Source organism: Rhodanobacter sp. TND4EL1, from assembly GCF_054061035.1.
The window spans coordinates 1,007,551-1,032,277 of sequence record NZ_JBSSDT010000001.1; the positions used below are offsets into that span (position 1 = coordinate 1,007,551).

The window sequence follows — 24,727 nt, forward strand, 5'->3', positions numbered from 1 at the left end:
CTCAGTGCTGATGACCACCGGCGCCGTGCACGTGGCCATGCTCCAGCTCTTCAGCGGTGGCATCGCGCACGTCGGCCACTTCGATGGCGAAATGCAGGGTCTTGCCCGCGAGCGGATGGTTCGCATCGACGAAGACGATGCCGTTCTCGACCTTGCTCACCGTGACATTGATCTGGCCTTCCGGACCATTGCCCTGGAACTGCATGCCGGGCTGGATGTCTTCGACACCCTGGAACGCCTCGCGCGGAACCTGCTGCATCAGTTCGGGCTGATGCACGCCATAGCCCTCTTCGGGAGCCACGTCGACGTTGAATTTGTCGCCCACCGCACGGCCTTCCATCTGCTTTTCCAGACCCGGAACAATCTGTCCCTTGCCGTGCAGATAGGTCAGCGGATCGCGACCTGTGGAGCTGTCGATGACCTGACCTTCGTCGTCGGTCAGTGTGTAATGAAAGGCGGCTACGGAGTTGGGGGCAATCTGCATGGGCTTCTCGCGATTGGGTTCTTGTTCGCCGGCGCAACGCCGACACGAACCGAACAGTTTAGCAGACCCGCCAAAGCACCCTGCACAGCGGGTCGGGATTGGCCATACTGGAACCATGAATCCATGCTCTTTCAGCCACGCACGGTCGACTGTCGCCGGTCTGCTGCTTTGCATCGGGCTGCTTTTCTTTCCCTCGACACGCGCCCTTGCGGCCACGCCTGCCGAGGGCGCGTCGAACCGTGCCGAACTCGCCGCCCGGATCGATTCGCAGATCACCCAGCCCCGGTTCGCCGCGGCTCAATGGGGCGTTGCGGTGATCTCCCTGGACAGCGGCCATACCGTCTATGCGCATGAGGCGGACCGCCTGCTGCAGCCGGCGTCCACCACCAAGCTCTTTACCGCCGCGCTGGCGTTGGCCGTGCTCGGGCCGCAGTACCGCCTCCCTACCCGCCTGTTCGCCAGCGCCTCGCTCGTGCGTGGCCGCCTGAACGGGCCATTGATCCTGTACGGCATGGGCGATCCGACCCTGGGCAGCTCCAGCAGCCCGGACTGGGCTGAACAACTGGCCAGCCAGGCTGCGGCACGCGGACTCAAATTCGTGCAGGGCGACCTGATCGCCGACGACACCTATTTCGCCAGCCCCACGTTTGGCAACGGTTGGGAGGCCGGTGATCTGCAAAGCTGGTTTGCCGTGCCCTCATCCGCATTGAGCGTGCAGGAGAACATCGCCACGATCACCGTAACCCCGGGCATCACGGGCAAACCCGCCGGGATCTCGGTGAGCCCGGTCGAAGCCGCACCCGCGATCGACAACCGGATGCTGACCGGCGCCGCGCGCAGCCGTGACGACATCAACCTCTATCGTGCACCAGGCACGCGGACGCTCTACGCGTTCGGCCACCTTGCCGCCCGTTCGCCCGCGAAGCACTTCAAGCTGGCCATGGTTGACCCGGCATGGGTCGCTGGCACCCAGCTGCGGCAGGCACTGAAGCGCCACGACATTCACGTCACCGGCAAGCTGCGCACGATCCATTGGCCGCAACCCGAGACGGCGACGCTTGATCAATCCGGACTGCTGGGCGAAGTACTTTCACCACCGCTGCAGGAGATCGTCGCGCGCGGGCTGAAGCGTTCGCAAAATCTGTACATGCAGAACTTGCTGCTGGCCGTGGGCGCAGCACAGTCCACCGACGCCCCGGGCTTTTCCAGCAGCGAGAACCGCGCCCTCCATGCACTGCGCCAGCTACTGACTGAGGTCGGCATCCCGCCGGCGAGCTACTTGATCGAAGAAGGCGCGGGTCTGTCACGGCGCGACCTGGTCACGCCGAATGCGATGGCCCGTCTGCTGGGTTATCTTGCCGCGCAGCCTTTCGCCTCGACCGTGCGTGCGGGTTTGCCGGTCGCGGGGGTGGATGGCACCTTGATCCATCGAATGCGCGGCACGGCGGCGGCAAACAACCTGCAAGCCAAGACCGGCAGCATGAGCCAGGTGCATTGCCTCGCCGGCTATGTGACCACCGCGGCCGGCGAACGGTTGGCGTTCGCCATCATGCTGAACAACTATCAGCGGCCCGGCAATGCACCCTCGGCCAGCAGCGACGTGGATGCCATCGCCGTGCAGCTGGCGAACTACCGCGGTCGCGACTGAATCGCGGGCGTCACCCGACGCCTGTGCGCTGGTTGCAAGCGGTCAGCCGCCGAGCCGTGCGCGCGTGTCCTTGCCGATCTTCTCCGGTGTATCCGTGGATGCGTAGCGCTTGACCACCTGGCCGTCGGCATCGACGAGGAACTTGGTGAAATTCCACTTGATGGATTCACTGCCAAGAATGCCCTTGCCTTCGCTTTTCAGCCATTTGTAGAGTGGGTCGGCATGGTCGCCGTTGACCTCGACCTTGGCGAACATCGGGAAGGTCACGTCGTACTGGGTGCTGCAGAAGTTCATGATCTCGGCTTCGCTGCCAGGCTCCTGATGTCCGAACTGGTCACAGGGAAAGCCGAGCACCACGAGACCCTGGTCGCGCTGGTCCTGCCACAACGTCTCCAGGCCCTTGTACTGGGGAGTGAAGCCGCATTTGGACGCAACATTGACGATCAACAGGGTCTTGCCTCGCCACTCGGCCAGCGAGCGTGGCTGGCCGTCGATATTCTTCACCGTGAAATCATAGATGCTGGTCATGCTCATGCTCCGGAGGAAAGGCTGAATCAGCCAGACTACGCCATCCGGAGAATCCCTGCCCGGCGGCGATATCGACCTGCCGGTCCAGACGCATTCCGCAGACCCCGCCGTGGCCGTATGGACGGCCATTTCCGTGAGCCGGCCCGCGTTTCCGGCATGTCATGCGGCGCGCGGCTGCATGATCGCCAACGGCCCGTGTCGGCTGCTGCGCCACACATGACGGGCAACACTCAACCCTGCTCGGGCGGAATGTCGAACACCTGCCGCAGATAGGCCACGTAGGCTGGGTCCTCGCACATGTTCTTGCCAGGGGAGTCGCTCAGCTTGGCCACGGGCTGACCGTCACACCGGACCATCTTGATCACGATATTGAGCGGTGTCGGACCCACGTCGTTGGTCAGATTGGTGCCCACGCCGAAGGCGAGCTGGCAGCGCCCGCGAAAGTGCGCGTACAACTGCATCACCTTGGGAATATCCAGCCCGTCACTGAACACCAGGACCTTGCTGCGGGGATCGACCCGATTCGCGCAGTAATGCGCGAGCACCTTTTCGCCCCAGACAAACGGATCGCCGGAGTCGTGGCGGGTACCGTCGAAAAGCTTGCAGAAATACATGTCGAAATCGCGCAGGAAGGCGTCCAGGCCATATACGTCGGACAAGGCAATGCCGAGGTCGCCGCGATATTCCCTGGCCCAGGCTTCCAGCGCCGCCACCTGCGAGTCGCGCAGGCGCGGCCCCAGCGCCTGGTGCGCCTGGAGGTATTCATGCGCCAACGTTCCCAGGGGAACGAGGTTGAGCTTGCGTGCCAGCCAGACATTGCTGGTACCCGCCAACTGATCACCCAGACCGTCGCGCAGCGTGGTGACCACTTCCTCTTGCCACGCCCGCGAATAGCGCCGCCGCGTGCCGTAATCGGCAATCTTGCAGCCCGCGTAATCCGGCGTATCCCGCAGCAGCGCGATTTTCGCCAGCAGGCGCCGACGCCCCTCAGCCAGGTTCAACCCGGCACTGGTGTGGCGGAAATACACTTCGTTGACGATGGCCAACATGGGCACTTCAAACAGAATGGTGTGCAGCCAGGGGCCAAGAATCCGGATCTCGATCTCGCCGTTGCCCGCCTCCGCCGGGGCGATGTCGACGTACTTCTCGTTGAGCTGGAACAGACCGAGAAAGTCGACGAAGTCACTCTTGATGAAACGCCAGCCGCGCAGGTAATCCAGTTCGTCGGGCGCAAAGCGCAGCTGGCACATGGCGCGCAGTTCGGCCCGGATCTCGTCGATGAACGGCACCAGATCGATGCCCGGCGTGCGGCACTTGAAGCGGTACTCCACCTGGGCAGCGGGATACTGGTGCAACACCACCTGCATCATGGAAAACTTGTACAGGTCGGTGTCGAGCAGCGAATCGATGATCATCAGTAGCCCAAGTGCGGTCGGGAAGGTCCATTATCCACGCCATCACCGTGGTGACATGGCTGCGCCCATTCCAGGCAAAAAAAAACTCCATCAGCCAGGGGAGGACTGATGGAGTTTGTCAGGCGGCATCCAGGGGAGGAAATGCCGGCCCCTCAGTGACGCGGTCAATTGCGGCACTTTCTGTCGCCCTCACGGCGATACACAGGCTTAGTGTGGTTGCAGGGATGTGAGTTCAATGTGCATGGTCGGCCCCATTCAGCTGGCCGACAGTCTCAGGGCATCAGATGAGGCCCTGTCCTGGTTCGGCGCCGGTGTTCTACGATCGGCAACCTGCCCCTGGAGTGCCTCATGAAGCTGATATTTGCCGGCCTGCTGGCCTTGTGCCTGGCGTTGCCGTCTGCGGCGGCGGAATTGAAGATCGACCTGGGTCACGGCGAAATCGCTTGGCAAACCAGGGCGTTGCTCGATCGCAGTGACGTGCGCACGATCAGCATTCCGGACGACGTCGCCTTTCGGCGCCCGATGCACTATCGCGCGATTCCGTTGCTCTCGCTGCTCCACGGGCTGGAGCCCGGTGATCATCTGCAGTTCGTCGCCAGTGACGGATTTGCCGCCGAGCTTCCGGCCCGCTTGCTGATGAACGCCAAGGGCAGCACGGCGTGGCTGGCGATCGAGGATCCGGCGCAACCATGGCCGGCCCTGCCGAAACACGGCCATGCCGGCCCCTTCTATATCGTGTGGACGCAACCGCAGAAGGCGCACGTCGGCTCCGAACAATGGCCTTACCAGCTGGCCAGCATCCGTCGGCTGGCCGACGTGGCCAAGCGCTTTCCCGGCCTGCGACCGAGCCCCTCGCTGCCAGCTGGCAGCGAGGTCCAGCGGGGCTTTGCGGTGTTTCAACACACCTGCCTGGCTTGCCACACGCTCAACGGTCAGAGCGACGCGAAGTTCGGCCCGGACCTGAACCTTCCGTACAATCCCACCGAGTACCTGCGCGCCGACCTGTTGCGCGCGTACATTCGGAACCCGCAGTCGCTGCGGCGCTGGCCACAGGCGAAGATGCCCGGCTTCGACCGCAAGGCGATGTCCGATGCCGAACTGGACGCCGTGCTGGCGTACCTGCGGCACATGGCCAGACGCAAGCTGACACCCTGACCGCTCGCGCCGTGCTCAGCTGCGATCGACAATCCGACTGATCAACCCGTCGGCGAAGTCAAACTCCGATTCACCCTGCAACTCAAGCCGGGTGCCGGCGCGCGGGCCGTCAGGCACGTCCGTCGCAAACACGCCGCGCCAGGCAATGGTCACCACCACCGCGGTCACGCCGAATGTCCATGCGGTGATGGTCTGCTCGCGTTCGGCAAACAGGCGCGCTCCCTGCTCGGCCAGCTGGCGAAACTCGTCCGCGCCATGCGTGCTCGCGTTCACCTGTCCAGCGGACACGTTCTCGAACACCACGTCCGGCGTCAGCAGCGCCAGCATGCCGTCCACATCAAAAGCGTTATAGGCCGCAACGTACCGTTCGATCAGCGACCGCCTGTCAGCATGGTTCATCCCGTACCTCCTCACGTGGGGCAGGTCAGTCTGCGTTGGAACAGGCTTTGTCGCAAAGGTGGCGCAATGCCTCGTCACGCCGTTTCTTCGGCTCCCGGGCCAGGTCGCGAACATGGGCATAGAAGGCTGGCCAGCTGCGTTCCGACTGGACGAACAATGCGGCGAAGGCGGGTGTCCATTGCTCGTACAGGCCGAAGGGAAGCAGGCGTGCGTTGTTGATCGGCGCGGCGACCCAGGCGTCATGGCGATGGTCGGACGGCCAATGACGGTCACGCCATTGCTTGTAACGAACCCGGAACGCGGCGATCTCGTGCTGCTTGGCGGCCTCCATCACCGGCTCACCGCCAGCGCGTGCATACACGGCTGCCAGCCGTGCACGAAGGTCCAGCACCAACCGGGTGAATTCATCACCCATGGCGCGGGACTGCTGGGCTGGTGCCGGCAATCCGCGCGAACGACGCCACTCGCGCAGACCTTGTTCCTGCACGAAGCTGGCAAACGATTCATTGAATGCCGTATCGCCTTTGACGTAGATCAGTTGGTGCGCCAGCTCATGGAAGATCGTGCCATCCAGCTCGTCGTCATCCCAGCGCAGCATGCTCGACAGGATCGGGTCCGAAAACCGGCCCAGGGTCGAATAGGCCGGTACGCCACCCACCCAGACGTCATCGCCCCGCGCATGCCAACGGGCAGCATCCGCTTTCGCCGCCGCCTGGCTGAACCAGCCCCGGTAAGCCACGCAGCCGGCGATCGGGAAGCACTGGGGTATCGCCTGCGTCGAGTAGCGCGGCGTGACGAACACGTTCCACACCACGAAGGGACGATCCAGCGCCACGTAGCTGGTATAGCTGCGGTTATCCGGCAAGGCCAAATGACGACTGGCGAACGCCCGTGCCTGGCGTGCGAGACGCAGCCGTTCGGCCAGGCGCGCATCGGTGGCCGGATCCGCGATGACCGTGTCCAGCGCACGCCGATGAACCACCAACGCACCTTGTCCATGCGCAGCTTGCGCGTAATAGCGCAAGCTGCCGCACCCCGACGACAAAAGGCTCACCGCGATCATCGCGATGAGCCCTCCATACCAACGCAGCGAACAGCTGGCTACGCTCATCCCTGATCACTACCCCAAAGCTTCAATGCTGATCATTGCCATGCTTGTGGCGACCACGATCGCCGCCACGACCGGTGCCTGCATGTCCGTGCGAGCCCTGTCCGGAACCATGTGAGCCCTGATTGCCGCCACCGTGCGAGCCCCAGCCATTGTTGCCACGGCCATCTCCCTGGCGACGCCCCTGCCAGTGCCCGGCATGATTGTCGTAATCACGATGACCGCGATAGTCATCGCGGCGGTAACGCGAACCGCCGTACCAACCACTGCTGATGCCCACGCTCACTCCGGGCGCATAACAGCATCCGTAGTAACCGCCGCCACCGTAATAGCCGTTGCCGTAATAGCCACCGTAGGCCGGCGTCACGTAGGTGGCGCCGCCACCGTCACCGTAATAGGCATCGCCGCCATAACCCGAGCCGCGCACATAACTGTAGCCGGGATCGTAGTAGCAGCCCGATAGCGCTGCGGCGGCGGAAATCAGGATGAGACTGCACAAAAGACGTTTCATGGGGCCGTCCCCAGCAAGTGGAATGACAGACCCAGACTGACGCCCCGCCCTTGAATGGCCGCTAAAGTGCGCCCCAACTCATGGCTGGCGGTTCAACCGCCGGCCATGTTCGTCATCGATGCCGATCTTCCGGGCCCATCGCAAAGCAACCAGGAACTCAGCTGCGGCCGCGCTTGCCCTGATCGCCGCGCTGCGGCGCGAGCACACGCCCGTCGGAACCCTCACCACCCAATTCCGCAGCCACCGGCGGGTGCAGGTCGTTATGTGCGGACGGCTGAGCCGGTTCCGCATCCGGCCAGCTGGGGCCTTGGCGTACCCGCTCATTTTTTGCCTCGAGCAATGCCTGAATCCTGGCCACCGCGTCCTCCTGACTGATGTGGTGGATGGGCTCTTCCTTCGGGCGCCTGGGCGTGCCGGCTTTCCTTGCGGCGCCATCGACGCGCCTGACCGTCGTGACATCGGCCGGCTTGGTTGTCGGCTTCCTGGCTACCGGTTTTGAGGTTGCCGCCTTTTTGGCAACGGGTGTCTTGGCCACTACCTTCTTGGCTACCGTCTTCCTGGCAACGGTCTTCTTGGCGACCGGGCGTTTGACTGTCGCTTTCTTTGCGACAGGTGCCTTCGCCACCGGCTTCCTGGCCACGGAATTCTTCGCCACGGCTTTTTTGGCGACCGACTTCCTGACCGTCGTTTTCTTGGCGACAGTCTTTTTTGCCACTGCTCTGGCAGCTGCCGGCTTGCGGGCCGCCACCTTCTTCGTCGCGGATTTCTTCGTTACCGCAACGGCCGATTTTTTCGCCACCGATTTCTTGGCGACCGCCTTCTTCGCGACAACTTTCCCGGCAGCCTTTTTTACGGCTGTCGTCTTGCGAACCGGGGCTTTCCTTGTCGCGACCTTGCTGGCAGCCGCCTTGCGCGGCGCTGCTTTCTTGCTGGCGGTTTTCGTTGCGGCGGTCTTGCCGGCGGCAGGTTTGCGGGAAACCGACTTTTTTGCCGCGGACTTCTTCGCAACCGACTTCTTGGTCGTAGCCATGCGTTCGTTCTCCTGCGGGAATCGAGGTAGTGGTGTTACCAGTATGCACGCCTCGGACGCAGCCGGCATTTCGCAGTGCGCAAACCGTTCATCCTCGGAAGCTGGGATGCATCAGTGCGTTGAGAAAATGCCCCAACACGCGTGGCTCCACCAGCAAGGTAAACAGGACTCCGTAAGCGGCGCCCCACAGATGCGCGCTGTGATTGACGTTACCCGAGCCACGGCGATCCATGTAGATCGAATAACCGGTGTAGAGCACCGCATAGACGATCGCCGGCATGGGGATCACCAGCACGATGATGCGTGACCAGGGCGCCAGCAATACATACGAAAACAACACCGCGGAAACCGCGCCGGAAGCGCCGAGGCTTCGGTAGGCGGAATTGGTCCGGTTCTTCAGGTAGGTCGGCAGGATCGAGACCACCAGTCCGCCGATATAGAACAGCGCAAAGCCCAGCGTACCCAACTGCAAGGTGAAGAAGCTCTCCATCGCGCGACCAAAAAAGAACAGCGTGATCATGTTGAACAACAGGTGCCCGACATCCGCATGCACCACACCGTAGGTGACCAGCCGGTGGTATTCGCGCTGACGGGTGATCGCTGGCGGCCACAGGATCAGGTCGTTCATCAGGCGAACGTTGTTGAATGCCATGAACGAAACGATGCAGGTGATGGCAATGATGATCAGGGTAATCAGCATGAACGGGTCCGGGTCAGGCAACAAAGGCGCCCATCTTGGGACCAGCGCATGACCTTGTCGACATGATGCCGCCGCGTGTTTGCCCTGCCGTCAGGCTGTGCTGCGGCGAGGTTTCCGGGCTTGTGCCTCGCCCTCACGCCCGCTTCCGCGATGGTCACTGCCGCTGGCCACTCTCGCCAGCTATCATTCGGCGCCTTGTGCGGCGTCTGGCGCCGGATGACCTGAACTGATGGATCCCATGACCGCACTCCGCTATCTGCATCTGGACGTCTTCGCCGCTACCGCCGGCGGCGGCAACCACCTGGGCGTGGTGATCGGCGCAGCGAGCTGGAGCACCGAGGCGATGCAACGCTTCGCCCGCTGGACCGCGCTGGTCGAAACGACCTTCCTGCTGCCGCCAACCGATCCGAAAGCCAGCTATCGCGTGCGCATCTTCACGCCGCACAAGGAAATTCCCTTTGCCGGCCATCCCAGCATCGGCAGCGCGCATGCAGCGATGGTGTGCGGACTGGCGGAACCGCGCGATGAGGTGCTCTGGCAGGAATGTGGTGCGGGCGTGTTGCCGATCCGCGTTTCGGGTGATGGCGAGGGCCGCGAATTGCTGCTGAAGTCGCCTGGCGAGCGCGTGCTCTCGACCGGCCTGGCGGCGCATCCCCTGCTGGCCGACACGCTGACAGGCATCCGCTGCGGGATCCTGCCGCCAGCGCTGGTCGACGGTGGACGACGCTGGTGGCTGGCGGAGGTCGCCGATGAAGCCAGCCTGCGCGCCTGGCAACCGGACCATCAGGCCATTCTGGCGCTGGCCAGCGCGAGCGACAGCATGGGCTTGTGTGCGTTCGCCCGCGCCAACGGTGCCGAACGACAACTGGTGGTACGCGCCTTTCCCGCTGGCGTGGGCATCATCGAGGACCCGGCGTCGGGAGCCGCAAACGGACTGCTTGCTGCCTACATCGCACACGCCGAGCCGCACGGCCCGCTCGCCCGCGGCTACGAGGTCAGTCAGGGCCGCGAGATCGGCCACGATGCCCGCCTGATAGTCCGCATCGATGCCGATGCCATTTGGGTAGGCGGCCACAGCCGCACCGTGGTCGACGGCACGTTGCACTGGAGTCCGTGACTGCGGGCATCACGACAAGCCGACCCACCCGCTCGCTGGATCAGTCCCGCTCGTCGAGATGGGCGCGACGCGCCGCCACCAGCGCCAGCGCGGACCAGTCCAGCTCCGCATCGCCGGCCGCCAGGGCTTCCAGCATGGCATCGCGCAACACCCCGGCGAACGGCAGCGGTACCCGCGCCGCCTCGCCGGCGGCCTGGGCCAGCCCGACGTCCTTGAATCCCAGCGGCAGCGCAAAGCCCGCGGGTTTGTAGCGCCCCTCGGCAATCAGCTTGCCGTATCCCTGATAGGCGGGCGCCGCGAACAGGGTCTGGGTCATCACATCGAGAAAGTCTGCCGCGCTGACTCCGTAAGCACGCGTGAGCGCGGTCGCCTCGGCCATGCTTTCGATGGCACTGGCCAGCATGAAATTGCCGGCGATCTTCGCCACGTTGGCGCGCTCCGGCGCATCGCCCATCGGCCACACCTTGCTGCCCATGGCCTGCAGCAATGGTTGCACCCGTTCGATCGCCGAGGACTTGCCCGCGGCCAGAATGTTGAGCTTCGCTGCGGCGGCCATGTCCGGGCGACCGAACACCGGCGCCGCCACGTAGTCCAACCCGCGCTCGGCGTGGGCCTGTGCCAGCTCCCGGGCCAGCGCCACCGAGATGGTGGCATGGTTCACATGCACCATGCCGCGATCCATCGCATCGATCAGGCCCTGATCGAAAAACACCTCCCGTACGGCCTGGTCGTTGGCAAGCATGCTGCACAAAACCTCGCCCTGCGCAGCACGGTCGGGCGTGCTCGCCACTTTCGCGCCCAATGACGCCAGCGGCGCGCAAGCCGCCTCGGAACGGTTCCACACGGTGACGCTGTGGCCCGCCACCACAAGGTTGCTGGCCATCGCGCTGCCCATGGCGCCGAGACCGATGAACCCGATTTTCATGACTTTTCCTCAGTTTGATCCGGCGCGCAGTGAAACACGCACGGCGTTCACGAACCGCGAAACACCCCGCGTCGGAAAACCGCTTGTCGCCAGCCGGGCAACACGTCCAGACCGCGTTGCCGGCACCACGGGTCGGACTTCTAGACCACCGCGCCCGCCGCCTGCCCCGATGCCCATGCCCACTGGAAATTGTAGCCACCGAGCCACCCGGTCACGTCGACCACTTCGCCAATGAAGTACAGGCCGGGCACCATTTTTGATTGCATCGTGCTGGACGACAGGCCGTCGGTGTCGACGCCACCCAGCGTGACTTCGGCAGTGCGGTAGCCTTCGGTGCCGCTGGCGGTGATCGGCCAGGCGTTGAGTTGCGCGCCGATCTGTTCCAGCTCGGCCTCGCGGTACTGGCGCATCGGGCGACTTTCGAACCATTGCTCGCACAAGCGCTGCGCCAGCCGCTTCGGCAGTACCTCACCGAGTACGGTTTTCAATTCCGCCAGCGGTCGCGCCGTGCGCTGTTCAACCAACCACGCGCTGGCATCCTGATCCGGCAGCAGATCAATGCGAAGATCATCTGCGGGCTTCCAGTACGAGGAAATCTGCAGAATCGCCGGACCGCTGATGCCACGATGGGTGAACAACAAGCCGGCACGAAATCCCTGCTTGCCGACGCGCGCTTCCACCAGCGGCAGCGCCACGCCTGAAAGATCCTGATAGTGCTCCTGATGTTTGCCGCTCAGGGTCAGCGGCACCAGTCCGGCGTGCGTCGGCAGTACGTCGTGACCGAACTGTCGCGCCAACTCGTAGCCAAAACCACTGGCGCCCATGCTCGGAATCGACAAACCGCCGCTGGCGACCACCAGCGACTCGGCATGCACCTCGCCACGCGCGGTCTGCACGTTGAAACCTTCCGCCGTCTTGCGCACGCGCTGCACGCCGCAACTGGATTCCACCAAGACGCCGGCCGTGGCGCACTCGTCCAGCAACATGCGCACGATCTGCTTGGAGGAGTCGTCGCAGAACAGCTGGCCCAGCTCCTTCTCGTGATAGGCGATGCGGTGCTTCTCGACCAGCGCGATGAAATCCCACGGCGTGTAACGCGCCAGCGCCGACTTGGCGAAATGCGGATTGGCCGACAGGTAGTTGGCCGGCGTGACGCCCATGTTGGTGAAATTGCAGCGCCCGCCACCGGACATCAGGATCTTCTTGCCGACCTTGTTGGCGTGATCGACCACCAGCACGCGCCGACCGCGCTGACCGGCGGCGATGGCGCACATCAGGCCAGCCGCTCCGGCGCCAATGATCAATACGTCCACTTTCACGAATACGGCTTCCCGCGTGTTGCTGATCGCGCATTATCGCCCAGCGGCATCGCTTACACTGGCCTGCCCCTCCATCGAGCACGCCCATGCCTTCCTTTGACGTGATTTCCGAAGTCGACAAGCACGAATTGACCAACGCGATCGACCAGGCCAACCGCGAACTGACCACCCGCTTCGACTTCAAGGGCGTGGACGCTAGCTACGTGCTGGACGACTCGGTGATCACCCAGAGCGCACCCAGCGACTTCCAGCTGCAGCAGATGCTGGACATCCTGCGTGGCCGCCTGGCCGCCCGAAAAATCGACGCCCGCGCGCTGGACATTGGCGAGCCCGAAGTGAACCTGGGCGGCGCGCGGCAAAAAATCACCGTGAAGCAAGGCATCGAACAGCCGGTGGCGAAGAAGCTGGTCGCGGCGCTGAAGGCCGCCAAGCTCAAGGTCGAGGCCCAGATCAACGGCGACAAGTTGCGCGTCACCGGCAAGAAGCGCGACGACCTGCAGGAAGCGATGGCGTTGCTGCGCAAAGCCGACGTGGAACTGCCGCTGCAGTTCGACAACTTCCGCGATTGAACACTGCGTTGTTGTAGGAGCGCACCCTGTGCGCGATGCTTTCCGTCACGCGACGAAGAGCATCGCGCACAGGGTGCGCTCCTACGCCTTGGACAGCAGCCGTCCACCCATCGCGGCGTTGACCGCCACCACGAATGCCACCGCCGCCGCATGAGTCAGCAGGTCGGTGGCGGCTGAATCGTAGGCGTGGCAGATTTCCAGCAGGCTGGCCGAGGCCGCGGCGCTGGCCAGCCCGATCAATACCGCGGTCAGCACCGGTCGCAATGGACAGGCCCGGCGCAGCAGGATCACCAGCAGCGCCGAGAGCGGCACCGAGAAGCTGACGATGAACAGCAGGCAGTCGGCCGACTGATGCACACCGGCCACTTCGGTCCCCGGCGCGATCCAGGTGCGCAGGCAGCCGAGACCACTGGCTCCCACCCACAACGCGGCCGCGGGCAGCGGGAGCCACGCCCATGCCCGACTGCGCCCCGGCACGCCCAGCGCAAACGCCGCCCACGCGGCGCAGATCGCGGTAGCCACCGCGCCGATGCCAGCCCAGGCCAGGTCCGGCGTGGACTCCCAGCGCAGCAGCATCGGGGCGGCGCCGTAATGCATCAGCAGCACCACCGCGATCGCCGCCACCGCCAGCAACCAACCGGCCGTGCGCAGCCAGGGCGGCAACAGACGCCGCACCGGCACCAGCTCGGTGCCAAGCAGGTCGATCAGCGCCTCATGCGGTCGCAATTCGGACATGGCCTCAGGGTTCTCCGTGGAAACGTTCGCGCAAGGCCTTCAGGGCGCGATGCAGGTTGACTTTCAATGCACCAGGATTGCGCCCGGTCAGTTCCGCCGCCTCGCTGAGCGAGCGTTCGCGCAGACCCAGTTGCTCGACCGCCTGCCGCTGGCCCGGCGGCAGCTCGGCGATCGCCTCGCGCAGGCGCTGCGCGCGCTCATCGCTTTCGCTGGCGGAGCTGGCGTCACCCTCTTCGGCATGGCTGTCGAAGGCATGTTCGTCGTGCACCTCGCGACTGTCGCGGCGACCACGGCTGCGCAAGGCATCGATCGCGCGACGATTGGCAATCGCGGTCAGCCACGCATCGTAGGAGCGCGCCGGATCATAGGTATGGCGCACCCGGTGCACGGTGATCAGGGTCTCCTGCACCACGTCATCCAGATGATCCTGCGCCACACCCTGACGGCGCGCGGCAGCGCGGATCAACGGCACGGAATCGGCCAGCAGCTTCTCGTACGCACGCCGATCGCCAGCCTGCGCAGCGGCCATCCACTCAGCCCGACGCTGGGCCGGGGAATCGGTGTCATCTGTACGGGTGAAGTCGACTGGCACGATCCGACTGGGACTCGTTCGCAAACAAAGTCCGCTATCTAGGCTCATCAGGCCGTTGGCAGTCAAGGCTTGCGACATGCATGTTCCATCGTGGGACCCTTGCCAGCTATTCGCCGCATCCATCGCCGGAGTTACCTCGTAACTGTGAGGTAACCGCCGATGACCCGACGGCGAAAGACCAGACAACCCCCCACGGATGCCTACCCATGCTCGTGTTGATCCTCGCCTATCTCGGCGGCGTACTGACCATCCTCAGCCCCTGCATCCTGCCGGTGCTGCCGTTCGTGTTCGCCCGCGCGGACAAGCCGTTCATGCGCAATGGTTTCCCGATGCTGCTGGGCATGGCGATCACCTTCGCGGCCGTGGCGACGCTGGCCGCGCTGGGTGGTGGCTGGGCCGTGCACGCGAACCAGTACGGCCGGATCATCGCGCTGGTGGTGCTGGCCTTCCTCGGCCTGACCCTGCTGTCGACCCACCTGGCTGAATGGTTCAGCCGGCCGTTCGTGGCGCTCGGCAACCGCCTGTCGCAGCGTTCGGCGAGTGACGGCGACTCGATCTGGGGCGCGGCTGGTCTCGGTGTCGCCACCGGCTTGCTGTGGGCACCGTGCGCAGGGCCGATCCTCGGCCTGCTGTTGACCGGCGCGGCGCTGAACGGCGCCAGCGTGCAGACCACCTTGCTGCTGCTCACCTATGCTTCCGGCGCAGCCACTTCGCTGGGCCTGGCGCTGCTGATCGGCGGCAAGGTATTCGGTGTGATGAAGCGCTCGCTCGGCGCCGGTGAATGGGTGCGTCGTGCGCTCGGCGTGCTGGTGCTGTGCGGGGTCGCGGCGATCGCGCTGGGCCTGGATACCGGCCTGCTGACCCGCGTTTCGCTGGCCAGCACTGGCGGCATCGAACAGAAGCTGATCAACGCGGTACGCCCGGCCCCGGCGCCACAGCCCGTGCTGAAAGCGGGCGAGCCGCTGCCGGTGGAGGGTCAGATGCCGTCGCTGGCCGGCGCCACGCAGTGGCTCAACAGTCCACCACTGACCACCGAATCGCTGCGCGGCAAGGTGGTAATGGTCGATTTCTGGACCTACTCCTGCATCAACTGCATCCGGACCCTGCCCTACGTGCGCGGCTGGTACGACAAGTACAAGGACCACGGTCTGGTCATCATCGGCGTGCATGCGCCGGAATTCGCGTTCGAGAAGAATCCCGACAACGTCATCAAGGCGGTGAAGGATCTTGGCGTGGACTACCCGGTCGCGCTGGATAACGACTACGCGATATGGAAGGGCTTCAATAACGAATACTGGCCCGCGCACTACTTCATCGATGCCCGGGGCCAGATTCGCAGCCACCACTTCGGTGAGGGCAACTATCACGAAAGCGAGGACGTGATCCGCCAGTTGCTGACCGAAGCCGGCCAGAAAAACCTCCCGACCGGATACGTCAGGGACGACCATCGCGGCGTCGAGGCGGCCGCATCGAACGACCCGACCCGCTCGCCGGAAACCTATGTCGGCTATGCCCGCGCACAGAACTTCGTCGGTGGCCGGGTGACCCATGACGATGCTCACGACTATCAGGCACCCGGCACGCTGGCGGCGAACCAGTGGTCGCTGGACGGACGCTGGACGGTACGCGGCGAGAATGCGCAACTGAACACGGCCGGCGGCGCCATCGTCTACCGCTTTCGCGGTCGCGACCTGCACCTGGTGCTGGGTCCGGCCAGCAACGGCAAGCCGATCCGCTTCCGCGTGACCATCGACGGCAAGCCGCCCGGCACCGACCACGGCATGGACACCGATGCCGATGGCAACGGCACGATCGACAGCCAGCGTCTGTATCAGTTGGTGCGTCAGGCCAACGGCAGCGGCGAGCGGTTGTTCAAAATCACCTTCCTCGACCCGGGCGTGCAGGCATTCGCCTTCACGTTCGGCTGATCCTCAACCCACCGTTCCGGAGGCTGCCATGTCACGTCTTGAAGAAACCCTCTCGATGGATCGCCGCCGCTTCCTGCGCGCCTCGCTCGCCGGCGGTGCCGTGCTGCTGGTCGGCGGCGGACTGCTCGCCTCACGCGTGCGCGCCGCGGCCGGCACGCCGGTGGGCCAGCCAGGCCAGGTGCTGGTGGATATCTTTGATGACCACGGGCGCGATCTCGGTCCACGCGAAATACCGCGGTTGGTGTTGAGCGACGCACAGTGGCAGCAGCGGTTGCCGCCAGCGTCCTACGACATCATGCGCCGCGACGGTACCGAGCGAGCGTTCAGCGGCGAGCACGAGCGTCCCGCGGCAGCCGGCCTGTTTCGCTGCAGGGCGTGCGGCACGGCGCTGTACGACGCCGCCACCGAATTCGATTCCGGCACCGGCTGGCCCAGCTTCTGGCAGCCGATCGCCGCGCGCAACGTGACCGAGCATAGCGATCACCTGTTCGGCATGACGCGCACCGCGATCAGCTGCAAGGGCTGCGACAGCCATCTCGGCCACGTCTTCACCGACGGGCCTGCACCGACGGGTTTGCGCTACTGCATGAACTCCGTGGCGTTGCGATTTGTTGCGCGAACGACAAGTTGAGTCGAAGGCGATGTACGGGACATAACCACCTCACGCCGCCGTGACGCCATTCTTCGGACGCGAGCCCATACTGCGATCAACAGCCTTCGCTGGAGATCGCCGCATGAAACCTCTGATCCGGATTGCTCTTGCATCATTGACACTCGCATCGGCTTCGCTGGCGTTTCCCGCGCAGGCTCATGCGGCGGAGGGCTACGTCACCGGCAACGTCAACCTGCGCGCCGGGCCCGATGTCAGTTATCCGCTGATCGACCAGATCCCGGCCGGATCCGAAGTCGATGTCCAGGGTTGCACCGAAGGCTGGGAGTGGTGCGACGTGATCGCCTTTGGCAACCGTGGCTGGGTGGCCGGCAATTACGTCGAATATGTCTACCAGGACCAGCCCGTGCTGCTGCCGTCGTATGGCGCCCGGATCGGCATCCCGATCGTCACTTTCGTCATCGGCAACTACTGGGACAATTACTACCGGAACCGTCCGTTCTATCGTGAGCGCGACCAGTGGTATCGTCGCCCCATCGTGCGACGTCCACCGCCGCCGCCGATCCGTCACCCCTATCGCCCGCCGGCGTACGGTGCGCCGGGACATGGGCGTCCAACAGTCAATCGTCCGCGCCCGCCGGCCTCGACCCGGCCGATGCAGCCTCGCCCCTGGCAGTCTGAACAGCACCAAGGCAACCGACCTGCACCGCATGGTGCGTCCCGACCGATGCATCCGCCGATGTCGCAGCACACCGACCAGGTCACGGCTCGGCCGGCGCCATCAAATCGTTCGACACCGTTTGTACGTCCTGCTCCGCAAAACCGGCCACCGGCAAATCAGCCCGCACGAAACGCGGGCCATGCGACACCTGCGCGATCAGACCATGGCAAGTCGAAGTCGTCGGATCATCGTAAGGACGATCATCAAGGCCACTGAACAGTTTCACGACCACTTGTCTGGCCCCTGAAAGCGGGCGGAAGGCTGCCACCTTCCGCCCGTTTTCGCTTGCGCACGGCACGCCCGTGAATTGCCGGGCCCGCGCCGTGCGACCTGCTTCGTCACGCGGCTACCACGCCTTCCGTAGCAACTTCGGCCTGTCCGCAGGCGAACTTGTCGTCCGCGTCACCGGCACGAATACGGAGGTCACAATGCGAACCGTGATGGAAACCTATCGTCGGCAGATGGATCGACAGAAACAGAAAGGCGGGATTGGCTGGGTGCTGCTGTGGTTGCTCGGCATTCCGATTCCGGTGCTGATCGTGCTGTTCCTGCTACGCGGTTGCACATGAGGAACGCTGTACCAGCCGCCGTTGAATGGCGGCAGATTCCGTACCACACCAGTCACAGGAGCACAGTCTCATGACGCAGATAGAAGTGGAACGCAGCACGGTCGTCGACGTCACCCAGCCATCGCTGCGATGGGGCGCCATCATTGCAGGCTGGCTGGTCGCGGTCGGGGTGGCCTTCCTGATGTACGTGGCCGGCCTGGCGATGGGTTTCTCCGCGTTCGATCCCGATGACGCACAGACCGTCGCCAAGGGTATCGGAGCAGCCACGAGTGCATGGCTGGTGCTGACCTGGGTGGTCTCGCTGTTCATCGGTGGCATGTTTGCCAGCTGGTTCGACAGCCGGGACGACCAGACGACCGGCGTGATGCACGGCGTGACTGTGTGGGGCCTCTCCATTGCCGCCTCCGGTGTGATGCTGGCCCTGGGCATGGGCGGCGCCATCGGCAGCGGCGCCAGCCTGGCTGCTGCGGGTGGCGGAATGCATCGGCACAGCGCGAGCTGGGGCGGCGGCTCTGCGCACAGTGCGAACTCCATGGGTGATGATGCGATCGTGCGTCTGCAGGCCCAGCTGTCACAGAAGATCCGCGCTGCAGGCAACACTGCCGCAGCCAATGCTCCCGCGCCGGCGATGCCAACCGGTGACATGCCGACTCAGGGCATGATGCCGATGCAGGCTCCCCCGGCCCGGCGGCTTGACCCGCGCACGGCAGGCGCCGTCACCGCCGCGCTGCTGACCAATCATCCGGACACGGCCAAGGCGTTGCTGGCCGCTCATACGGATATGTCGCAGGCTGATATCGACTCCACGGTGCAGGGTCTGTCCCCGGAAGTCAGCGCCGCGCAGGCGCAGATCAAGGCCACCGCCGACAAGGCGGCCCACTACGCCGCGATGGCGATGTGGGTGCTGTTCCTGAGCATCCTGTTGTCGCTGCTGGCGGCAGCGTTGGGCGGCTGGCTGGGCGCGTCCCATGTGCATCGGGTCTATCACCTGCGTCGTTACACCCGCAGCGTTCCCGTGCGTTGAAATCCGCTCACGCGCTCCATGGCCACCAGCCCCGGCCATGGAGCGCGTAACGGTCAGCCGCCGCCTCGAACGGATTGCGCGCACTGATTCCGCCGCACAGCAGGTAGAGCGGCAGGAACAGCGGACCCAGCACCATGTATTGATAGACATGCGCCCGCTCATGATCGGCCAGCGAGATCAACGGCTCCGCGCCGCGACCGGCTCGATGGGCGTAGGTGTGGCACCGCGCATCCAGCGTCCGCCCCGTATGCACGATGACGTTGCCCAGGGTCAGTGCACCGCCTGCGCCCCATGGCCAGTTTCGTATCACGATCGCGCGCTCGTGCCGCTGCCAACGCATGCGGGCGCCGAACGGCACGCCGAGACAGCCGATCAAAAGTCCCAGTGCGCTGTTCGGCAGCGTCCAGCTCACACCCAACGCCAGCATGGCCAGCCGTCGCCATGGCGGACGCGAGGGAGGTGACGCTCGGAACAGATCGATCTGACTTGGATTCACGAAGGCCAGCCGCCATTTGATCGGCATGGGCGCACACCGCCTGCCCGGACTTCGGAGTTTGCCATGTCTGCACCACTTTCCATCCCCTGCCCGCATTGCGGCGCACTGAATCGCGTACCGGCTGAGCGCATCAGCGAGCACCCGAACTGCGGGCGCTGCAAACAGGCGATGTTCGAGAGTCGTCCGGCGGAACTGACCAGCACCAATTTCGATGCCGTTACGGGCCGCGGCGACCTGCCGGTGCTGGTGGACTTCTGGGCACCATGGTGCGGACCCTGCGTCGGCTTCGCGCCGGTCTTCGTGCAGGCTGCCGGCAAGTTCGAACCGAATCTGCGCCTGGCCAAGCTGGACACCGAGGCGCAGCCGCAGGTGGCGTCGCGCTTCAACATCCGCAGCATTCCCACCCTGATCATGTTCAGGCAGGGCCGCGAAATCGGCCGGCAATCCGGCGCACTCAACGCGGCGCAATTGCAGCGGTTCATCGAAAGCGCCCTGGCGTCCGGTTGAGCGGCGGCGTGACAACGTGACTTTCTGACGCGCGCGCAAGCCATTGGCACGACGACACCCATGCCTTCCTGCACAGTCCGGCGGCGGCATGGGCGGTTAGTCTTGAGGCTTTCGTCCGTCAGGAAGCGCCGTGCGCAAACCTCTCCAATCCGCCTTGCTGGCAGCCTTCGTGCTGGTCGGCCTTACCGTGGCGCCGGCATTCGCCGCCGACAGCCACAAGTCGCCCACCCCCGATGCTGCTGACAGCAGCGGTTTCCAGTTGCCGCCATTCCCGGCCGATGCGCATGTTTCGCAGACCACCCGGGTCGACGGCAAATCGCTGAAGTACACCGTCACCGTCGGCTCGCTGCCGGTGCGCGACGAGAAGGGCAAGACCACCGGCGAGGTGGTATTCACCGCCTACACCATGGCCGGCAAGGATCGGCCGGTGACGTTCGCGCTGAATGGCGGCCCGGGAGCCTCCTCGGTCTACCTCAACCTGGGTGCGATCGGCCCGAAGAAAGTGAACTTCGGTGCCGAAGGCGATTCGCCGTCCGAGACGCCGACCCTGCACGACAACCCCGGCACCTGGCTGGGCTTCACCGACCTCGTCTTCATCGATCCGATCGGCACCGGCTACAGCCGTGCGCTGGTCGACGACAAGGAGGCGACCAAGCAGTTCTACAGCACCGACGTGGACATCAAGTACCTGTCGCGCATCATGTACGACTGGCTGGTCAAGAACGGCCGCATGGATTCGCGCAAGTACTACGTCGGCGAAAGCTATGGCGGCTTCCGCGGCCCGCGCATCACCGAGTACATGCAGACCCAGCTGGGCGTGGCGATGAGCGGCGTGACCTTGATCTCGCCGTATCTGGACCCGGGTGCGTGGAGCGACGACACCGTCTCGCCGTTGCCGTGGATGACCACCCTGCCTTCGATCGCCGCGGCGCATCTGGAACGCGAGGGCAAGCTCAGTGCGCAGACGATGGCACCGGTCATTGCCTATACGCGCGGCGAATACGCCACCACGCTGATGAAAGGTCGCTCCGATCCGGCTGCCACCGAGGCGATGATCCAGAAAGTCACCGAACTGACCGGGCTGGATCCGCTGTTCGTGAAGCGTTCCGGTGGTCGTCTGGAAACCCAGGCCTACCTGCGCGAGGTCTATCGCGCCGAAGGCAAGTTGGGCAGCCGCTACGACTCCAACGTCACCGCATGGGATCCCTTCCCGTACGCACCGCGCCAGCAGACCGGCGACCCGATCCTCAACGGCATCATCGCGCCGACCACCAGCGCGATGGTCCATTTCGTGACGCAGACCGTGGGCTGGAAAGTCGATGGCCGCTACAACGCACTCAGCTATGACGTAAATCGGCTGTGGCACGAAGATGACGACGCACAGGAAGGCTCGGTCAAGCAGCTGCGCCAGGCCGTGGCCAACGACTCCAGCCTGCGTGTGCTGATCGCACACGGCTGGGATGATCTGTCCTGCCCGTTCATGGTTTCCGTCCTGGCCGTCGACCAGATGCCGGCGATGGGCGATCCGGCTCGCGTGCAGGTGAAGGAGTACCCCGGTGGCCACATGTTCTATGCACGGCCGGACAGCCAGGCCGAACTCACCGCTGACGTGAAGAATCTCTACGGCGTGAAGTGACGACAACCACGGGCCGGCATCACGCCGGCCCGTGGCCGATCAGCGCGCCACGGCGCTGGCTCGGACCAGGTATTGCACGCTGAACATCTGCTGCGGATCCGTCCAGGCACGCATCACGGCCAAACCCGCCTTGTCCGCCAGCGCCGCAAAGTCTTCCAGCGAATACTTGCAGCTGTATTCAACCTGGACCACTTCGTCGGGGCGAAAGCCGACCTTGGCATTGCCGATCTTCACCGCTTGCTCGCGGCTGCTGACGATATGGGTCTCGATACGGCCAGCCATCGGGTTGTAGCGCGCATGGTGACGGAACGCCGACAGATCGAAATCGCTGCCGATTTCGCGATTCAAGCGAGCCAGCATGTTCAGCGTGAACTCCGCCGTGACCCCGGCGCGATCGTTGTAGGCCGCCTCCATCCGGGGCACGTCTTTTTTCAGATCCACGCCAATCAGGATGCCCCCGGCATCACCCATCTCGTTGCGCATCTTGCGCAGCAGATTCACCGCATCGCGGGCTTCGAAGTTGCCGATGGTGGAACCGGGGAAATAGAGCACGGTCCGGCGCGGCGCACGCGGTGGAATCGGCAGCCGCAAAGGCTTGCTGAAGTCGGCGCACAGCGGCTGCAGCGGCAGCTGCGGAAACTCCTCAGCCAGGCGCTGCATGCTTTCTCCCAGCGGCGTCGGGGAAATCTCCACCGGCACATAGGACACCGGTCGATCCATCTCGCCCAGCAGCATGCGGGTTTTCAATCCGCTGCCACTGCCGTATTCGACCAGTCTCACCTCGCTGCCCAGACTGTCGGCAATGCTGGCCGCGTGCGTCTTCATCAGGGCGACCTCGCAGCGGGTCAGGTAGTACTCGGGCTGTTCGCAAATCTGCTCGAACAGCGCCGAGCCACGCTCGTCGTAGAACAGCCACGAGGGCAGCCGCTTCGGCTTCAGACCCAGACCATGCCGCGCTATCGCCAGCAGGTCATTCAAGGGAGGGCGACGATCATCGTCGTCGGAACTGCAAGGTTGTACGCTGCTCATCGATCCTGTCCCAGTCGCAGCCCGGAAAATTGCCAGCGGGCCTGAGGTGGAAAAAAATTGCGGTAGGTGGCGCGCAGGTGGTCGCGCGGGGTAACGCACGAGCCGCCCCTGAGCACCCACTGTCCATTCATGAATTTGCCGTTGTATTCGCCCAGCGAACCGGGCAAGGGGCGAAAGCCCGGATAGCTGATGTAGGGTGATGAGGTCCATTCCCAGACGTCACCGAACATCTGCAGCAAACCATCGCCAGCGACGGCCGCCTGCGGTTGGCAACGATCCTGATCCTGCAGATTGCCGGCCACCGGCAAGGCTTGGGCCGCAGACTCCCACTCGGCCTCCGTCGGCAATCGGGCGCCGGCCCAGCGTGCAAATGCCTCGGCCTCGAAGTAATTGAGATGGCAAACCGGTTCGTGCGGGTCGATATCACGCGGGCCCGCCATGCTGAACTCGCTGGCCAGATCGTCCTGCCAGTAGATCGGATGTTGCCAGCCCTCGCGTTGCACCGTGGCCCAGCCTTCGGATAGCCATAACCCCGGTTCGCGATAGCCGCCTTCACGCACGAAAGCCAGATACTCACCATTGGTCACCAGTCGATTGGCCAGTGCATGCGGTTGCAACAGCGTGCGATGACGCGGCGTTTCGTTGTCAAACGCAAAACCTTCGCCGCGATGCCCGATTTCCACAATGTCCCGGGCACCCTCGATGAAACGCACTGGCACGGTCGCCGCGCCGGTGCTCACCGGCAGCGGTGCGCGGTAGGCGGGCCGCAACGGATTGCACCAGAAGGCATGCTTGATATCGGTAAGCAGCAGCTCCTGATGCTGCTGCTCGTGATGCAGGCCCAGCCCGACCAGCGACGCCAGCTCGGGATCGTCCTGGCAAGCCAGCAGATTCGACACGTTCCCGTCGATGCGCTTTCGATACTCGCGGATCTCGTCCAGCGAGGGGCGCGACAGCAGCCCGCGCTGGGGACGCGCATGCATCGGACCGACCGATTGGTAATAGGAATTGAAAAGATAGTTCCAGGCCGGATCGCGTGGTCGATACGACGGATCGCGGCCGAGCACGAATTGCTCGAAGAACCAGGTGGTATGCGCCAGATGCCATTTGCCGGGGCTGGCATCGGGCATCGATTGCAGCTGCATATCCTCGGCACTCAAGTGGGCACAAAGATCCAGGGTGCGCGCCCGCACCTTTCGGAACCGTGCGCACAGACCCCCGGCGGCCAGCGACTGCGGAGCCATCTAATGGATCTCCTTCGAGGCCATGTGGCTGGCGAAGGAAAGGGAGGCGCGGTCGATTGCACAAGAAGTGAGCTGCATAATCCCCAGCATGCCGCGTCAACCGTTCACTTCTTGTGACATGTCGGGCCTGCCGTTCACTTCCTGTGACAAGATGATCAAAAACGCTTGGCCATTCCCCATGCCGAAGCATGCCGGCATGCAGCTGCCGTGACTGAATCACGGTTCGCGTCCTCTGAAAAAGCGAGGCAAGGCCCATGAAGCTGATCCTACCCCTGCTGTTGCTGGCGTTCACCACCGTCCCCGGAGTCAGCCGGGCCGGAGAACCAGGCAAGGTCGTCACCCACGCGCCGCTTCCGGCCGGTGAATGCATCGACACCACGCAAATCAATGAATGGCATATCGTGGATGCGCGCACCGCCATCGTTCGCACGGGGCCCAGGCGCTATCTGGTGACACTGCGCAACGACTGCCCGCGGCTGGGCATGCCACCGCCGGGGCTGATCTTTCGCGCCAACCCTTCCAATGAGGTAAACAACCGAGGACGGATCTGCGGCGAAAACGGTGAAACCGTGCGTTCCCGCTATCAGCCGCCGTGTGCCATCGATTCGGTGAGCCGGATCGACAAGCGCCAGTTCGACCAGCTCAGTGCGAAGGCCTGGCGACACGGCAATGGCGCCGAGCAGCCAACGGTCATGCCCGCGCAGTGAAACGCCGCTGTCTTCAGACGA

27 protein-coding genes are annotated in these 24,727 nt (G+C 64.3%); 12 read left to right on the forward strand and 15 right to left on the reverse strand.

The window, feature by feature from the left end; translation table 11 throughout:
• Position 1: 1 nt before the first annotated feature.
• Positions 2-484 carry an FKBP-type peptidyl-prolyl cis-trans isomerase gene (locus ACVWWQ_RS04685; protein ID WP_133949593.1) on the reverse strand — a complete coding sequence of 161 codons (483 nt, stop codon included), beginning with the start codon at positions 482-484 and terminating at the stop codon, positions 2-4.
• Between the two features lie 115 nt (positions 485-599).
• On the opposite strand from ACVWWQ_RS04685, the gene dacB reads away from it, so the two are divergent.
• A complete protein-coding gene (gene dacB, locus ACVWWQ_RS04690) occupies positions 600-2,132 on the forward strand; it encodes a D-alanyl-D-alanine carboxypeptidase/D-alanyl-D-alanine endopeptidase (RefSeq protein WP_133949591.1) in 1,533 nt (510 codons plus the stop codon).
• A gap of 42 nt (positions 2,133-2,174) precedes the next feature.
• Here dacB and ACVWWQ_RS04695 read toward each other — a convergent pair whose 3' ends face one another.
• Together ACVWWQ_RS04695 and pncB are read right to left on the reverse strand one after the other, a co-directional pair.
• Positions 2,175-2,660 carry a glutathione peroxidase gene (locus tag ACVWWQ_RS04695; protein WP_133949589.1) on the reverse strand — a complete coding sequence of 162 codons (486 nt, stop codon included), beginning with the start codon at positions 2,658-2,660 and terminating at the stop codon, positions 2,175-2,177.
• A 230-nt stretch (positions 2,661-2,890) separates the two neighbouring features.
• Positions 2,891-4,075, reverse strand: a complete 1,185-nt coding sequence (gene pncB, locus ACVWWQ_RS04700) for a nicotinate phosphoribosyltransferase (RefSeq protein WP_133949587.1) — start codon at positions 4,073-4,075, stop codon at positions 2,891-2,893.
• 348 nt (positions 4,076-4,423) lie between these two features.
• Between pncB and ACVWWQ_RS04705 the strand changes: the two genes are divergently transcribed.
• Entirely contained in the window at positions 4,424-5,230 is an 807-nt protein-coding gene (locus tag ACVWWQ_RS04705) for a c-type cytochrome (RefSeq protein ID WP_133949585.1), read from the forward strand.
• Between the two features lie 15 nt (positions 5,231-5,245).
• Here the strand turns inward: ACVWWQ_RS04705 and ACVWWQ_RS04710 are convergent, their stop codons facing one another.
• The 5 genes from ACVWWQ_RS04710 to ACVWWQ_RS04730 form a co-directional block, all read right to left on the reverse strand.
• On the reverse strand, positions 5,246-5,629 hold the full coding sequence (locus tag ACVWWQ_RS04710; RefSeq protein ID WP_133949583.1) for a nuclear transport factor 2 family protein: 384 nt from the start codon (positions 5,627-5,629) through the stop codon (positions 5,246-5,248).
• Positions 5,630-5,654: 25 nt separating this feature from the next.
• Entirely contained in the window at positions 5,655-6,740 is a 1,086-nt protein-coding gene (locus ACVWWQ_RS04715) for an aminopeptidase (RefSeq protein WP_457383313.1), read from the reverse strand.
• A 22-nt stretch (positions 6,741-6,762) separates the two neighbouring features.
• Positions 6,763-7,248 carry a hypothetical protein gene (locus ACVWWQ_RS04720; RefSeq protein ID WP_133949581.1) on the reverse strand — a complete coding sequence of 162 codons (486 nt, stop codon included), beginning with the start codon at positions 7,246-7,248 and terminating at the stop codon, positions 6,763-6,765.
• Between the two features lie 157 nt (positions 7,249-7,405).
• Positions 7,406-8,278 carry a histone H1-like repetitive region-containing protein gene (locus tag ACVWWQ_RS04725; RefSeq protein ID WP_133949579.1) on the reverse strand — a complete coding sequence of 291 codons (873 nt, stop codon included), beginning with the start codon at positions 8,276-8,278 and terminating at the stop codon, positions 7,406-7,408.
• An 88-nt stretch (positions 8,279-8,366) separates the two neighbouring features.
• Positions 8,367-8,978 (reverse strand): rhomboid family intramembrane serine protease, encoded by a 612-nt coding sequence (locus ACVWWQ_RS04730; protein ID WP_133949577.1) that lies wholly within the window; start codon positions 8,976-8,978, stop codon positions 8,367-8,369.
• Between the two features lie 238 nt (positions 8,979-9,216).
• On the opposite strand from ACVWWQ_RS04730, the gene ACVWWQ_RS04735 reads away from it, so the two are divergent.
• Positions 9,217-10,095 carry a PhzF family phenazine biosynthesis protein gene (locus tag ACVWWQ_RS04735; RefSeq protein WP_133949575.1) on the forward strand — a complete coding sequence of 293 codons (879 nt, stop codon included), beginning with the start codon at positions 9,217-9,219 and terminating at the stop codon, positions 10,093-10,095.
• Between the two features lie 40 nt (positions 10,096-10,135).
• Here ACVWWQ_RS04735 and ACVWWQ_RS04740 read toward each other — a convergent pair whose 3' ends face one another.
• Positions 10,136-11,020, reverse strand: coding sequence for an NAD(P)-dependent oxidoreductase (locus ACVWWQ_RS04740; RefSeq protein WP_133949573.1), 885 nt, complete (start codon positions 11,018-11,020; stop codon positions 10,136-10,138).
• Between the two features lie 140 nt (positions 11,021-11,160).
• On the reverse strand, positions 11,161-12,339 hold the full coding sequence (locus tag ACVWWQ_RS04745; RefSeq protein ID WP_133949571.1) for a BaiN/RdsA family NAD(P)/FAD-dependent oxidoreductase: 1,179 nt from the start codon (positions 12,337-12,339) through the stop codon (positions 11,161-11,163).
• An 86-nt stretch (positions 12,340-12,425) separates the two neighbouring features.
• Between ACVWWQ_RS04745 and ACVWWQ_RS04750 the strand changes: the two genes are divergently transcribed.
• Positions 12,426-12,908 carry a YajQ family cyclic di-GMP-binding protein gene (locus ACVWWQ_RS04750; protein ID WP_133949569.1) on the forward strand — a complete coding sequence of 161 codons (483 nt, stop codon included), beginning with the start codon at positions 12,426-12,428 and terminating at the stop codon, positions 12,906-12,908.
• Positions 12,909-12,989: 81 nt separating this feature from the next.
• On the opposite strand, the gene ACVWWQ_RS04755 is transcribed toward ACVWWQ_RS04750, so the two are convergent.
• Both ACVWWQ_RS04755 and ACVWWQ_RS04760 read right to left on the reverse strand, forming a co-directional pair.
• Entirely contained in the window at positions 12,990-13,643 is a 654-nt protein-coding gene (locus ACVWWQ_RS04755; protein WP_099651671.1) for an NrsF family protein, read from the reverse strand.
• A 4-nt stretch (positions 13,644-13,647) separates the two neighbouring features.
• A complete protein-coding gene (locus ACVWWQ_RS04760; RefSeq protein WP_099651670.1) occupies positions 13,648-14,172 on the reverse strand; it encodes a sigma-70 family RNA polymerase sigma factor in 525 nt (174 codons plus the stop codon).
• A 269-nt stretch (positions 14,173-14,441) separates the two neighbouring features.
• Between ACVWWQ_RS04760 and ACVWWQ_RS04765 the strand changes: the two genes are divergently transcribed.
• From ACVWWQ_RS04765 to ACVWWQ_RS04785, 5 genes are all read left to right on the forward strand, one after another.
• Positions 14,442-16,163, forward strand: coding sequence for a cytochrome c biogenesis protein DipZ (locus tag ACVWWQ_RS04765; RefSeq protein ID WP_133949567.1), 1,722 nt, complete (start codon positions 14,442-14,444; stop codon positions 16,161-16,163).
• 28 nt (positions 16,164-16,191) lie between these two features.
• Positions 16,192-16,794, forward strand: a complete 603-nt coding sequence (gene msrB, locus ACVWWQ_RS04770; protein ID WP_166669735.1) for a peptide-methionine (R)-S-oxide reductase MsrB — start codon at positions 16,192-16,194, stop codon at positions 16,792-16,794.
• Between the two features lie 103 nt (positions 16,795-16,897).
• Positions 16,898-17,710, forward strand: coding sequence for an SH3 domain-containing protein (locus tag ACVWWQ_RS04775; RefSeq protein ID WP_166669734.1), 813 nt, complete (start codon positions 16,898-16,900; stop codon positions 17,708-17,710).
• Positions 17,711-17,922: 212 nt separating this feature from the next.
• Positions 17,923-18,063, forward strand: coding sequence for a hypothetical protein (locus ACVWWQ_RS04780; RefSeq protein WP_166669733.1), 141 nt, complete (start codon positions 17,923-17,925; stop codon positions 18,061-18,063).
• Between the two features lie 70 nt (positions 18,064-18,133).
• Positions 18,134-19,087 (forward strand): hypothetical protein, encoded by a 954-nt coding sequence (locus tag ACVWWQ_RS04785; RefSeq protein WP_133949563.1) that lies wholly within the window; start codon positions 18,134-18,136, stop codon positions 19,085-19,087.
• A gap of 7 nt (positions 19,088-19,094) precedes the next feature.
• Here the strand turns inward: ACVWWQ_RS04785 and ACVWWQ_RS04790 are convergent, their stop codons facing one another.
• Positions 19,095-19,514, reverse strand: coding sequence for a hypothetical protein (locus ACVWWQ_RS04790; protein WP_133950888.1), 420 nt, complete (start codon positions 19,512-19,514; stop codon positions 19,095-19,097).
• A gap of 132 nt (positions 19,515-19,646) precedes the next feature.
• Between ACVWWQ_RS04790 and trxC the strand changes: the two genes are divergently transcribed.
• Both trxC and ACVWWQ_RS04800 read left to right on the forward strand, forming a co-directional pair.
• Positions 19,647-20,090: a thioredoxin TrxC gene (gene trxC / locus ACVWWQ_RS04795; RefSeq protein WP_133949561.1), complete on the forward strand. Its 444-nt coding sequence runs from the start codon at positions 19,647-19,649 to the stop codon at positions 20,088-20,090.
• A gap of 130 nt (positions 20,091-20,220) precedes the next feature.
• Positions 20,221-21,726, forward strand: a complete 1,506-nt coding sequence (locus tag ACVWWQ_RS04800) for a S10 family serine carboxypeptidase-like protein (protein ID WP_133949559.1) — start codon at positions 20,221-20,223, stop codon at positions 21,724-21,726.
• A gap of 39 nt (positions 21,727-21,765) precedes the next feature.
• Here ACVWWQ_RS04800 and egtD read toward each other — a convergent pair whose 3' ends face one another.
• A complete protein-coding gene (egtD, locus tag ACVWWQ_RS04805; protein ID WP_133949557.1) occupies positions 21,766-22,755 on the reverse strand; it encodes an L-histidine N(alpha)-methyltransferase in 990 nt (329 codons plus the stop codon).
• On the reverse strand, positions 22,752-23,999 hold the full coding sequence (gene egtB, locus ACVWWQ_RS04810; RefSeq protein ID WP_133949555.1) for an ergothioneine biosynthesis protein EgtB: 1,248 nt from the start codon (positions 23,997-23,999) through the stop codon (positions 22,752-22,754). Before egtB ends, egtD begins: the two co-directional genes overlap by 4 nt.
• 254 nt (positions 24,000-24,253) lie before the next feature.
• On the opposite strand from egtB, the gene ACVWWQ_RS04815 reads away from it, so the two are divergent.
• Positions 24,254-24,706 carry a DUF6491 family protein gene (locus ACVWWQ_RS04815; RefSeq protein ID WP_133949553.1) on the forward strand — a complete coding sequence of 151 codons (453 nt, stop codon included), beginning with the start codon at positions 24,254-24,256 and terminating at the stop codon, positions 24,704-24,706.
• The last annotated feature ends 21 nt before the right edge of the window (positions 24,707-24,727 follow it).